The 11,640-nt window shown below is 70.5% G+C and carries 12 protein-coding genes; 9 read left to right on the forward strand and 3 right to left on the reverse strand.

Going from position 1 to position 11,640, the window contains the following annotated elements:
- The 5 genes from ACLL9L_RS08480 to ACLL9L_RS08500 form a co-directional block, all read left to right on the forward strand.
- Positions 1-588 (forward strand): ABC transporter ATP-binding protein (locus ACLL9L_RS08480; protein WP_411284209.1); only part of this gene is annotated, 588 nt, incomplete at its 5' end.
- 14 nt (positions 589-602) lie between these two features.
- On the forward strand, positions 603-1,739 hold the full coding sequence (locus tag ACLL9L_RS08485) for an ABC transporter ATP-binding protein (RefSeq protein ID WP_411284210.1): 1,137 nt from the start codon (positions 603-605) through the stop codon (positions 1,737-1,739).
- Positions 1,739-2,644 carry an N-acetyl-1-D-myo-inositol-2-amino-2-deoxy-alpha-D-glucopyranoside deacetylase gene (mshB, locus tag ACLL9L_RS08490; protein ID WP_411284211.1) on the forward strand — a complete coding sequence of 302 codons (906 nt, stop codon included), beginning with the start codon at positions 1,739-1,741 and terminating at the stop codon, positions 2,642-2,644. Before ACLL9L_RS08485 ends, mshB begins: the two co-directional genes overlap by 1 nt.
- A complete protein-coding gene (locus ACLL9L_RS08495; RefSeq protein WP_411284212.1) occupies positions 2,641-3,144 on the forward strand; it encodes a flavin reductase family protein in 504 nt (167 codons plus the stop codon). The genes mshB and ACLL9L_RS08495 overlap by 4 nt, the downstream gene beginning before the upstream one ends.
- A 10-nt stretch (positions 3,145-3,154) precedes the next feature.
- Positions 3,155-4,846 (forward strand): VanW family protein, encoded by a 1,692-nt coding sequence (locus ACLL9L_RS08500; RefSeq protein ID WP_411284213.1) that lies wholly within the window; start codon positions 3,155-3,157, stop codon positions 4,844-4,846.
- A gap of 157 nt (positions 4,847-5,003) precedes the next feature.
- Here the strand turns inward: ACLL9L_RS08500 and ACLL9L_RS08505 are convergent, their stop codons facing one another.
- A complete protein-coding gene (locus ACLL9L_RS08505) occupies positions 5,004-6,014 on the reverse strand; it encodes a GNAT family N-acetyltransferase (RefSeq protein WP_411284214.1) in 1,011 nt (336 codons plus the stop codon).
- 106 nt (positions 6,015-6,120) lie between these two features.
- Between ACLL9L_RS08505 and fdxA the strand changes: the two genes are divergently transcribed.
- From fdxA to ACLL9L_RS08520, 3 genes are all read left to right on the forward strand, one after another.
- Positions 6,121-6,447 (forward strand): ferredoxin, encoded by a 327-nt coding sequence (fdxA, locus tag ACLL9L_RS08510; protein WP_411284215.1) that lies wholly within the window; start codon positions 6,121-6,123, stop codon positions 6,445-6,447.
- Between the two features lie 21 nt (positions 6,448-6,468).
- Positions 6,469-7,569 carry a succinyldiaminopimelate transaminase gene (gene dapC, locus ACLL9L_RS08515; protein WP_411284216.1) on the forward strand — a complete coding sequence of 367 codons (1,101 nt, stop codon included), beginning with the start codon at positions 6,469-6,471 and terminating at the stop codon, positions 7,567-7,569.
- Between the two features lie 97 nt (positions 7,570-7,666).
- Positions 7,667-8,965 (forward strand): citrate synthase, encoded by a 1,299-nt coding sequence (locus ACLL9L_RS08520; protein WP_411284217.1) that lies wholly within the window; start codon positions 7,667-7,669, stop codon positions 8,963-8,965.
- Positions 8,966-9,215: 250 nt separating this feature from the next.
- On the opposite strand, the gene ACLL9L_RS08525 is transcribed toward ACLL9L_RS08520, so the two are convergent.
- Both ACLL9L_RS08525 and dapD read right to left on the reverse strand, forming a co-directional pair.
- A complete protein-coding gene (locus tag ACLL9L_RS08525; protein WP_411284218.1) occupies positions 9,216-10,109 on the reverse strand; it encodes a hypothetical protein in 894 nt (297 codons plus the stop codon).
- Positions 10,096-11,043 carry a 2,3,4,5-tetrahydropyridine-2,6-dicarboxylate N-succinyltransferase gene (dapD, locus tag ACLL9L_RS08530; RefSeq protein ID WP_411284219.1) on the reverse strand — a complete coding sequence of 316 codons (948 nt, stop codon included), beginning with the start codon at positions 11,041-11,043 and terminating at the stop codon, positions 10,096-10,098. Before dapD ends, ACLL9L_RS08525 begins: the two co-directional genes overlap by 14 nt.
- A 46-nt stretch (positions 11,044-11,089) precedes the next feature.
- Here dapD and ACLL9L_RS08535 point away from each other — a divergent pair.
- Positions 11,090-11,640, forward strand: a 551-nt coding sequence (locus tag ACLL9L_RS08535; RefSeq protein ID WP_411284220.1) for a M20/M25/M40 family metallo-hydrolase, incomplete at its 3' end; no start/stop codon positions are given.

Consider the following 11,640-nt stretch of genomic DNA (forward strand, 5'->3'; position numbering starts at 1 on the left):
AAGCGCGTCGACCAGTATCCCCACGAGTTCTCGGGCGGGATGCGCCAGCGCGCCATGATTGCCATGGCCCTGGCCAACGACCCGTCGCTGCTCATCGCCGACGAGCCGACGACGGCCCTCGACGTGACGGTGCAGGCCCAGATCCTCGACCTCATGCGCGACCTGCAGCACGAGTTCGGCTCGGCGATCATCATCATCACCCACGACCTCGGGGTCGTCGCCGAGATGGCGGACGACATCCTCGTCATGTATGCCGGCAAGGCCATCGAACAGGGCCCGGTCAACGAGGTCTTCTACCAGCCGGAGCACCCTTACACCTGGGGTCTGCTCACCTCGATGCCCCGACTGGACCGGGCCCGCAAGAACCGGCTCGACCCCGTCCCCGGCAACCCTCCGTCGCTGATCAACGTGCCCACCGGCTGCGCCTTCAACCCCCGGTGCGCCTTCCGTGACGAGGTCCCGCACGACGGGTGCAGGACGATCGTGCCGGGTCTCGAGGAGGCCGGGCCCGGCCACCTGGCGCGCTGCCACATCCCCACCGCCCGCCGGGCCGAGCTGTTCGACACCGTCGTCAAGCCCCGGCTCTAGGGACGGCCGAGACCATGACCGACGACCTCGCCGACGACCGGAACGACAGGGCCACCGTGACCGACACCCCGCAGGACACTTCCACCGCACCCGGAGCGGAGGCATCCAGCCGCCAGGACGGCACCCAGGAGGGCCTGCTCGGGTCCTCGCCAATCCGTGAGGGCACCCCGCTGCTGCGCCTGACCCACCTGCAGAAGTACTTCCCCCAGTACCGTCAGACCCTGATCCGGCGCCCCGACGCCCCGGTCAAGGCCGTCGACGGCATCTCCCTCGACCTCTACCCCGGCGAGACGATCGGGCTCGTGGGGGAGTCCGGCTGCGGCAAGTCGACCGCAGGTCGCACCATGCTGCGCCTCCTCGAGCCCACCGGCGGGACCATCGAGTTCGAGGGCAAGGACATCACCACGATCGGCGGCACCGACCTGCGCAAGCTGCGCCGCGAGATGCAGATGGTCTTCCAGGACCCCTACGGCTCGCTCAACCCGCGCCAGACGATCGGCTCGATCATCGCGGCGCCCTTCGAGATCCAGAGGATCAAGCCCGAGGGCGGCGTCCGGATGACCGTGCAGGGCCTCATGGACCGGGTCGGGCTCAACCCCGAGCACTACAACCGCTATCCGCACGAGTTCTCCGGTGGCCAGCGACAGCGGATCGGGGTCGCCAGGGCGATCGCCCTCAAGCCCCAGCTCGTCGTCTGTGACGAGCCGGTGTCGGCGCTCGACGTGTCCATCCAGGCCCAGGTCATCAACCTGCTCGAGGACATCCAGGACGAGCAAGGGCTCGCCTACGTCTTCATCGCCCACGACCTCTCCGTCGTGCGGCACATCGCCGACCGGGTCGTCGTCATGTATCTCGGCAAGCTCATGGAGGAGGCGCCGCGGGACACGCTCTACGAGCACCCCCTGCACCCCTACACCCACGCCCTCCTCTCCGCAGTGCCCACGCCGGACCCCAACCGGGAGGCCAAGAAGGATCGGATCCTGCTCAAGGGCGACCTTCCCAGCCCGCAGAACCCGCCGAGCGGCTGCGTCTTCCGGACCCGCTGCCCGAAGGCGCAGGACCGGTGCGCGGAGGAGATCCCGCTGCCCGTCGAGATCACCCCCGGCCACCTGGTGGCCTGCCACTTCCCCGAGGAGCGTCAGGTCATCTGATGGCGCGGCTGCTCTTCGTCCACGCCCACCCGGACGACGAGACGTTGACCTGCGGCACGACGATGGCCCACCACGTGGCTGCCGGCGACGAGGTCCACGTCCTCACCTGCACGCTCGGGGAGGAGGGTGAGGTGATCCCGCCCGACCTCGCCCACCTCGAGGGTGCACCCGGTGACCCGTTGGGGGCCTGGCGGCGGGAGGAGCTGCGCGAGGCGATGCGCCGCCTCGGCGTCGCCCACGCGGTGCTCGGCGAGGACCCCCGCTCGGGAGTGCTCTCGCGCTACCGCGACAGCGGCATGGCCGGTATGCCGGGTGCGCACCACCCGCGGGCCTTCGCTGGCGCCGACGTGGCCGAGGCGTCAGCCCTCGTCGCTCGGCACGTCCGGTCGCTGCGTCCCGATGTCGTCGTCACCTACGACGAGCACGGCGGCTACCGCCACCCCGACCACATCCAGACGCACCGGGTCACGCTCGCCGCACTCGCCGGGCTGGCCGAGGAGGCGCGCCCCGCCGTGGCCTACGAGATCGTCACCCCCCGGAGCTGGGCGCAGGAGGACCGAGAGTGGCTGCGCGCCCACGTCCCGTCGGGCGGGGCGCTCGTCGTCCCGGGCCCCGGCGACCCCTTCCCGGCCTGCGTGGTCGACGACGACGAGGTGACCCACGTCGTGATCGACCCCGAGCAGGTGGCGGCCCAGGCACACGCGCTCGAGGCGCACCGGACCCAGCTGAGCGTCCACGACGGCTACTACGCCCTCAGCAACGACATCGCGGCGAGGCTGGGCGGGCGTGAGGGGTTCCGCCGGATCGACCCCGCGAGGGGGGCCTCGGCGGCGGCAGCGGCGACACGGCATACGGGGGGACCCGCTGGCTGGGCCCTCGGACTCATGGGAGAAACTGACGCGTGACCACACCGCCGCCCGAGCCCACCTCGGACGCGTTCCGCCAGGCGATGGGGCGGTTCGCCACCGGAGTGGCGGTCATGACGGCAGTCGTGGACGGCGTCGACCACGCGATGACCGCGAACGCCGTCACCTCGGTGTCCCTGGACCCGTTGCTGCTCCTGGTCTGCGTCGAGCGTGAGGCCCGCTTCCACGACGCGATCACGGCGTCCGGGACGTGGGGGCTGAGCATCCTGCGTGCCTCGTCACGGGGGACCGCCGACTGGCTGGCGACCCGTGGCCGCCCCCTGCACGGCCAGCTCGACCGGATCCCGGTCCATCGCGGTCCCGGGACCGCCGTGGCGCTGCTCGATGACGCCTTGGCAACGATTGAGTGTCAGACCGTCAACACCCACCCCGGGGGGGACCACACCATCGTGGTGGGGCAAGTACTCTCCGTGGACATCATCGATCACCCGGGGGACGCCCTGCTCTACTACCGGGGGCGGTTCGGGACGCTGAAGTGAGGACGAGGGATTGGCCACGAAGGAAGGGCGCACCACGGCGCTCCGGATGCTCATCGCGGTCCTCGTCCTCGGGGCGGCATACCTCGCCCTGGCGCTCGTCGTCGGACGACAGGTGCCGGCCCAGGCCACGATCGAGAGGGTCGATGTCGGCGGGATGACCCCGCAGGTGGCCTCGGCCACGCTCAAGCGCGAGCTCGGCACGCTGGCGACCACGCCGATCACCGTCACCGTCGGGGACACCGGCAAGACCATGAGCATCGACCCGAGCGCGTCCGGGCTGTCCCTCGACGTCGACGGGACCCTCGAGGGGATGGCGGGCTTCAGCCTCAACCCCGTCCGGATCTGGGACCATCTGACGGGCAGCGTGAACCGCCCGGTGCTGACGGCCGTCGACCAGGACCGGCTGCGGGCCGCGGTCACCAGTCAGGCCAAGGCCGTCGACACTGCAGCGACGGACGGCACGGTCTCCTTCCCCGGGGGCAAGGTCAGTGCGACCCCGGCGGTCGTCGGGCATGCCGTCACCGTGGAGCGGGTGGTCGAGGCCATCGCCACGGGCTACCCGCGCACCCCCACCGTCCTCGCCGAGGTGACGACGACCCAGCCCAGGGTCACCCAGGCCCAGGCCGATGCCGCAGTCACCTCCTTCGCGGCACCGGCGATGTCGGCCCCGATCTCCGTCGTCGTCGGCGACAAGACGGCTGTGTTGCTCCCGGCGCAGTACGCCCCGGCCCTGTCCATGGGTCCTGATGCGAGTGGCAATCTGCAGGTCGCCGTCGACCGGGCCAAGCTGACCGGGATCGTCACGGAGGTCACCAAGGGGTTCCTCATCCAGCCGCAGGAGGCGAGGATCGTCCTGGAGAACGACGCCCCGAAGATCATCCCGTCGGTCGATGGGGTCGCCGTCGACCCGGCCAGCATCCCCGACCTCGTCGTCCCCGCGCTGACCTCGCCGCAACGGACCGTCGCCCTCGCGCCCGTGGTGGCCCGGCCCACCCTGACGACCGAGAAGGCGCAGGCTCTGGGCGTCACGGGCATCATCTCGTCCTTCGACTCCGCGTTCCCCTTCAACCCGTCGCGGACGGCCAACCTGGTCGCCGCGGCGAACACCATCAACGGGACCTTCATCGCGCCCGGCGCGTCGTTCAGCCTCAACGGCATCCTCGGGGAGCGCACCGCGGCCAAGGGATACCAAGAGGGCTACGTCATCGAGGACGGCCGTCTCGTCAAGGGCACCGGCGGGGGCATCTCCCAGGTCTCGACGGTGATCTACAACCTCGCGTGGTTCGCCGGCGCCGAGCTGAGCGAGCACACCCCGCACACGTTCTACATCTCCCGCTATCCCGAGGGCCGCGAGGCAACGGTCTACTGGCCGGACCTCGACAACAAGTGGAAGAACACCTCGCCCTACGGGATGCTGGTCCAGACCTCGGTCTCCGGCAACCAGGTGCACGGCCGGATCTGGAGCACCAAGGTCTACGACGTGGAGGCGGTCAAGGGCGAGCGGAGCAACGTCAAACCGGGGAAGGAGGTCGTCGACGACACGGAGGCGTGCGTCCCCCAGCCCGAGATGACCCCCGGCTTCGATGTCAGCGTCGCGCGGGTCCTGCGCCAGAACGGCGCCGTGATGAAGACCGAGAACTACCCGACGCACTACGCACCCGAGGACAAGATCACCTGCACGAACCCGAACCACAAGACCTGAGGGCCCAGCCGGTGGCCCCCTTTTCGGCTCTCCCGCGCGTCCCCTCCGCCTGCGTCAGGCAACGTCCGACAACGCGGTCGCCAGGGCCACCGAGGTGCCGGACGCAAGGGACCAGCGGTGCCGGACGCAAGGGGTCAGCGGGGCTGGACGCAAGGGGTCAGCGGGGGCCGGGCACGAGGTAGGCGTAGGTGTGGTGGCTCGTGAACCCGAGCGAGCCGTAGAGGGCGATGGCCGGCTCGTTGTCCTCCTCGACCTGCAAGAACAGCGACGCCATCCGGTGCTGGCCGGCAAGGAGGGCGATCGCCTCGACGAGGGTGCGCCCCAGGCCCTGCCGCCGCTGCGCCGGGTCAACCCAGAGGGCGTGGATGCCCGCCCAGCCGGGGTGGACCGACATCCGGGCGATCGAGGTGATGGACCCGTCGCCGGCGCTCGTCGAGGCGAAGAGCTGGCCGGGGGAGCCGGTGAGGACCTGCTCGGTCACCCCGGGCACGATCCGGCGCTGGCGCGCATAGGCCTCGAGCCAGGCAAGCGTCAGGGCGGCGTCCATGGTCACCGGCGCGGACGCCTCCGTGAGCCGCGGGACGTCGGTGGCCGCAGCGGTCATCGTCAGCGTCGGCTGGTCGACGACGTAGCCCCGCGAGACGAGCTCGGCACCGAGGGCGTCGTCCTCCGGTCGGCCGCTCGCGGGCAGGTCGAGGTGGAACATCGGCGTAAGCTGCCGCCCTGCATACCAGCGCTCGCAGTAGTCGACTGCCCTGCCCACCGGCAGGCTCGGGTCTCCCACGGGCAGGACGGAGTTGCCCCGCCGGGTGAATCCGCTCGAGGCCCGCAGCAGCCAGTCCCCGAGGCCCGCGCGCTCGACACCCTGCCAGCCGTCCGCCATGAGCCGCTGCAGGTCGCCGGCGGCGACGGCTCGGTGCGGGCGCCCCCGGCGGACCGGCGCGGGGGGGACGGCCCTGACGGCGACGACGTCGTTGCGGACGACGGTGACCGGGCCCTTCCTCGACTCCACGGTCACCTTCGTCTCGTCGACGACGCTCACGACTCCGATGACGTCGGTGAAGGTGGCGCCGGCCCCTTCGGGCAGCCGGTAGCGGATCGTGACGCGGACCCCCACCCGCAGGGCGTTGTCGCTGGCGCCGATGTCGCCGGGATGGTGAGCAGTCATGGCCGTCCAGGGGTGGTCGTGTCGACAGGTGAGCCCCTTTGCACCGCAGCGCCGGGGACTCGGCATACTAGAGGCTTCCGCTCGTTCCGCAGGAGGACCGCTTCACATGACCTACGTCATCGCCCAGCCTTGTGTCGATCTCAAGGACAAGGCGTGCATCGAGGAATGTCCCGTCGACTGCATCTACGAGGGTGAGCGCTCGCTCTACATCCACCCCGACGAGTGCGTCGACTGCGGTGCCTGCGAGCCGGTCTGCCCCGTCGAGGCCATCTACTACGAGGACGACGTCCCGGAGCAGTGGGCCGAGTACTACAAGGCCAACGTCGAGTTCTTCGACGACCTGGGCAGCCCCGGCGGTGCGGCCAAGCTCGGCGTCATCGCCAAGGACCACCCGATCATCCTCGCGCTGCCCCCTCAGGAGCACGCGGAGTGACCCGGCGAGCGTGAGCTCCAGGTGCTGACCGGCCTCCCCGACTTTCCCTGGGACTCCCTCGCCCCCCACCGCGCGACCGCGGCCGCGCACCCCGGCGGGATCGTCGACCTCTCCGTCGGCACCCCCGTCGACCCGACGCCGGACGTCATCCGCCGGGCGTTGGCCGACGCGTCGAACGCGCCCGGCTATCCCACGACGTGGGGGACCGCGGTGCTGCGCGAGGCGGTCGCCGGCTGGTTCGCGCGACGTCGCTCGGTGCCCGGTCTCGACCCCGATGGAGTCCTGCCGACGATCGGCAGCAAGGAGCTCGTGGCCTGGCTCCCCACGCTGCTCGGTCTGGGCCCCGGCGACATCGTCGGGATCCCGCCGGTCGCCTACCCCACCTATGACGTCGGCGCGCGGATCGCGCGCGCCACACCGCAGGTGGTCGACAGCCTGACTGCCCTCGGGCCGCTGACCGCCGCCACCCGCCCGAAGCTGCTCTGGGTCAACAGCCCGAGCAACCCGACCGGTGCCGTCCTCGGCGTGGGGCACCTGGCCAAGGTCGTGTCGTGGGCGCGGGCCAACGACGTGGTCGTCGCTTCCGACGAGTGCTACGCCGAGCTCGACTGGACCAGCGACGAGGCGACCCCGAGCATCCTCGACCCGCGGGTCTGTGACGGCAGCCATCAGGGCCTGCTCGCGGTCTACTCGCTGTCGAAACAGTCCAACGTCGCCGGCTACCGGGCGGCCTTCGTCGCGGGGGACGTCGCGCTCGTCAGGGGACTCGTCGAGGTGCGCAAGCACGCCGGCATGATCGTGCCCTGGCCGGTGCAGCAGGCCATCATCGCGGCGCTCGGCGACCAGCACCACGTCGTCGAGCAGAAGGCGAGGTATGCCACGCGGCGGGCTCTTCTCGCACCCGCGCTGGAGCGCGCGGGGTTCCGGATCGAGCACTCGGGGGCCGGTCTCTACCTCTGGGTCACCCGGGACGAGGACAGCGCGGCCAGCGTCGCGGCGCTCGCGAGCCGGGGGATCCTCGTCGGTCCGGGCAGCTTCTACGGCACGGCGGGGGCGCGGCACGTCCGGGTGGCCCTGACCGCCACCGACGAGCGGATCGCGGCGGCCGCGAGCCGTTTGTGAGGCATCGGACCCCGTCCCCCGCGCCACCCCCCGCTGGGGTAGCGTCTCGCAGTGAGTCACCCCGTCCCCGGACCGGGGCCCAAGGAGGAAGTCGCCCATGAGCACCACCCCAGCATCCGAGGCCACCCTCACCCTCGCGGAACGCAGCCTGACGCTGCCAGTGGTCTCCGCGACCGAGGGGAGCGACGCGCTCGGCGTGTCCGCCCTGCTCAAGGAGACGGGCACCGTCACCTATGACGCCGGCTTCGTCAACACGGCCGCCTGCAAGAGCGCGATCACCTTCATCGACGGAGACGCCGGCATCCTGCGCTACCGCGGGTACCCGATCGAGCAGCTCGCCGAGAAGTCCTCGTTCGTCGAGGTCTCCTACCTCCTCATCTACGGCTCACTGCCGACCCAGGCCGAGCTCGCGGACTTCGAGGACCGGATCCGGCGCCACACGATGCTCCACGAGGACCTCAAAGGCTTCTTCCAGGGTTTCCCGCGTGACGCGCACCCGATGCCGGTGCTGTCGTCCGCCGTGTCCGCGCTGTCGACCTTCTACCAGGACAGCCTCGCCCCGTTCGACAAGGAGCAGGTCGAGATCTCGACGGTCCGGCTGCTGGCCAAGCTGCCGACGATCGCGGCCTACGCCCACAAGAAGAGCGTCGGCCAACCGTTCCTCTACCCCGACAACTCGTTGTCGCTCACGGAGAACTTCCTGCGGATGACGTTCGGGTTCCCGGCCGAGCCCTACGAGCTCGACCCAGCGATGGTCAAGGCGCTCGACCTCCTGCTCATCCTCCACGCCGATCACGAGCAGAACTGCTCGACGTCGACGGTGCGACTCGTCGGCTCCTCGCAGGCCAACATGTTCGCCTCGATCTCGGCCGGCATCAACGCCCTCTTCGGGCCCCTGCACGGCGGCGCCAACCAGGCCGTCCTGGAGATGCTCGGCAAGATCCAGAACGCCGACTACGACGTCGACACCTTCATGAAGAAGGTGAAGGACAAGGACGACGGCGTGCGGCTGATGGGCTTCGGCCACCGGGTCTACAAGAACTACGACCCGCGTGCGGCGATCATCAAGAAGACGGCCGACGAGATCATCGGCAAGCTCGGCGGCGACGACGAGCTGCTCGACATCGCCAAGCGGGTCGAGGAGATCGCCCTGCACGACGACTACTTCATCGAGCGCCAGCTCTACCCCAACGTCGACTTCTACACCGGCCTGATCTACAAGGCCATGGGCTTCCCGACGAAGATGTTCACCGTCCTCTTCGCCCTGGGCCGGGTGCCCGGCTGGATCGCGCAGTGGCGCGAGATGATGGAGGACCCGGAGACCAAGATTGGTCGCCCGCGCCAGGTCTACATCGGTGAGACCGAGCGCGACTACGTCGACTTCCGCGGCCGCTGAGCTGCTCACCTGGTCTTCCCGTGTATGCCGTGCCCACCAGGGGAGGCAGCGCAGGTCCGTCTCGCGTCACTGTGCTTTGACCCCCCCGGGAGGCAGCGCAGGCAGGCACGTGTTCCGTCACTATGCCCTGCCCACCAAGGTAGGCAGCGCCCCGTGGGTCCTTCACGACGCCTTGCCCACCAAGGGATGCAGCGCATAGTGCGTGCAAGGTAGGAGGTCCCGGGCCGCGGGTCGCAGCAACAGGCCAGGGTCAGGCCCTGGGGGTGCCCATCTGGATCGTCACGCTGGTGGGGGTTTCGCCCGCGGGCGCCCCCACCCACGTCAGCGCGTCCTGGTCCTGGGAGCGCTGCCACGCCTGGCCGCCGACCTGGACGCGGTCGATCCCATAGGCCTCCGCCCGTGCCACGGCCCACTGACCGGCGGCCCAGGCCTGCTCGGCGTTCGACCCGGTCAGCGTGACCTGCGTGCCCTGCTGGCTGGCAGTCACCCCGAGCTGCGCCTGGAGGTCGGCGACGACGACAGCGCCGTCACCCGCCTGCTCGACCGGCTTGAGCCGGCACCCTAGGCCGGCAGCGGAGCGGCCGGTCAGCGTCGAGGCAAGGATCCGTCCCTCCTGCTCATGGTCGGCGTACGCCTCCGGGAAGCCGCTGCGCTGGACTTCCTGAGCCACCTGGGTGATCTCGCGGCTCCCGTAGTCCTTGACCTTGACCAGCGCGTCATAGAACCTGCCCGTCGCGTAGGCCGGGTCGAGGATCTGGCTCTCGGTGCCCCAGCCCTGGCTCGGGCGTTGCTGGAAGAGGCCCAGGGAGTCGCGGTCCCCGTACCTGAGGTTGCGCAGCTTGGACTCCTGGATGGCCGTCGCCACCGCGATCGTCGCGGCGCGCGCAGGCAGTTGACGACGCACCGAGATCGCGGAGATGAGGGCGGCGTTGGCTGTCTGCTCGGGGCTGAACGACACCGGGCTCCCGGCTGCGGTCGCCTGGCAGGTGGGTGAGAAGGCAACCTCGGTGACCTTGCGGTAGCCGGCCAGAGCGGTCGCGACCAGGACCACGACGACCCCCAGGATGACGAGCCCGGGGACCCAACGACGCCGTGGGGTGCGCCGGTCCTCGCCCCGGACGCGGCGCCCGTCAGTCGTTGGCATGCAGGGCGTCGTTCAGGGTGATGCCGGTGCCTGCGCGGTCGCGGGCCTCCACCGCCCCGGTGACGGAGTTGCGCATGAAGAGAACGTTGTCGCGACCGGACAGGTCCCGGGCCTTGACGACCGAGCCGTCGGGGAGTGTGACCTTGGTGCCGGCGGTGACGTAGAGACCCGCCTCGACGACGCAGTCGTCCCCGAGCGCGATCCCCAGTCCGGACTGGGCGCCGAGGAGACAGCGCTCTCCGACCGAGACCCGTTCCGTCCCGCCCCCCGACAGCGTCCCCATGATGGAGGCACCCCCACCGATGTCGGATCCGTCGCCGACGACGACACCCTGGACGATGCGGCCCTCGACCATCGACGTGCCGAGCGTGCCGGCGTTGAAGTTGCAGAACCCCTCGTGCATCACCGTGGTGCCCTCGGCGAGGTGCGCCCCGAGGCGGACCCGGTCGGCATCGGCGATCCGGACGCCGCTCGGCACGACGTAGTCGGTCATCCGCGGGAACTTGTCGACCGAGAAGACCTGCACCGGGCCGTCCGCGCGCATCCCCATCCGCAGCTGCTCGAAACCCTCCACGGGACAGGGTCCACGGTTGGTCCAGACGACGTTGGCGAGCGTGCCGAAGAGCCCATTGAGGTTGAGGGTGTTGGGCTTCACGAGGCGGTGGGACAGCAGGTGCAGGCGCAGGTAGGCGTCGGCGGCACCGGACGGCGCGACATCGAGGTCGATGACGGTGCGGACGACCTGGGTGCGGACCCCCCGCTCAGGGTGCTCGCCGGCCTGGGACTCGAGGCCGACGGGTGCCACATCAGCATCAGACGGCACCCCGAGAGCAGGGGAGGGATACCAGGTGTCCAGGACCACGCCCGGCCGTTGGGTGGCGTCGCTGGTCACCGTTGCCAGTCCGAATCCCCAGGCACTGCGCTCGTTGCTCATGGTGGCCAACCCTAGGTCAACCGACCCTGGCGCTAGCCTTCGGTCCATGACTGACGCGCCAGCCCTGGACCTGACCGCCGACGTGGTCACCCTCACCGCCGCCCTCTGCGACATCGCGTCCGTGAGCAGGGACGAGGCTGCCCTCGCCGCCGCCATCGAGGTGGCACTGAGACCTCATGGCCACCTCGAGGTGAGCCGCCACGGCAACACCGTCGTCGCCCGCACGTCCCTCGGCCGGGGGGAGCGGGTGGTGCTCGCGGGGCACATCGACACGGTGCCGCTGACCGACCCGCCGAACCTGCCGACCCGCCGGGTCGGTGAGGAGCTCGTGGGGCGGGGGACCGTCGACATGAAGGGCGGTGTCGCCGTCCAGCTGCGGCTCGCCTCACAGCTCGCCGCACCGAACCGCGACGTCACCTACGTCTTCTACGACGGGGAGGAGATCGACGGCGAGTTCAACGGTCTGGCTCACCTCGCCGACGGCCGGCCCGACCTCGTCCAGGCGGACTTCGCCGTGCTCCTCGAGCCGACCGACGGTGGCATCGAGGGCGGCTGCAAGGGCACGCTACGGGTCGAGGTCGTGGCCACGGGCATCGC

This window comes from Lapillicoccus sp., assembly GCF_046595215.1.
Taxonomy (GTDB): Bacteria; Actinomycetota; Actinomycetes; order Actinomycetales; family Dermatophilaceae; genus Lapillicoccus.